The following is a 470-nucleotide window of genomic DNA, read 5'->3' on the forward strand; positions in this document are numbered from 1 at the left end:
GCATCGCCAAACAGGGCATTGACTTTGGTCTGGGTGAACGGCTTGCCGGCGTTGTCGTGCTTGTAGCGGCCAGGGTAGTCGTAGCGTTCGTAGTCGTTGCTTTGATTGCCCATGTCCTGAGGGAACATGGTGTGCTCATGGTTGTAGCGTGGGTGGGTGAAGGTGTAGTCGCGCTGGACCTGCTTGCTGGTGCGTACCTGTTCGCGATAGGCGAAGTGGCGCAGGCAGGGTTGCTGCTCCATGCCGCCGCGGTTGGCGACATACAATACTGGCTCGCCTTCCAGGCTACCGAAATTGCTGATGTGATCCGTCTGGATCACCACGTGGTTGGCTTCGCTGTGCTCGAAGGTGCAGATCAAGCCTTCTTCGGCCGACAGGCGCCAGAAGAAGTTCAGGTCCAGGTCACCGGCCTGGACACAGTACTCGCGGCTCTGGTGTGGGTTGACCACATACTGGATCAAAGTGCCCCA

At 58.7% G+C, this 470-nt stretch carries 1 protein-coding gene; it reads right to left on the minus strand.

The genetic code is table 11. The annotated features are described in order from the left end of the window. Positions 1 to 470: contractile injection system protein, VgrG/Pvc8 family (locus GIB19_RS28585; RefSeq protein ID WP_274888866.1), on the minus strand; the 470-nt coding region annotated here is incomplete at both ends.

This window comes from Pseudomonas sp. ITEM 17296 (assembly GCF_028895205.1).
Taxonomy (GTDB): Bacteria; Pseudomonadota; Gammaproteobacteria; order Pseudomonadales; family Pseudomonadaceae; genus Aquipseudomonas; species Aquipseudomonas kermanshahensis.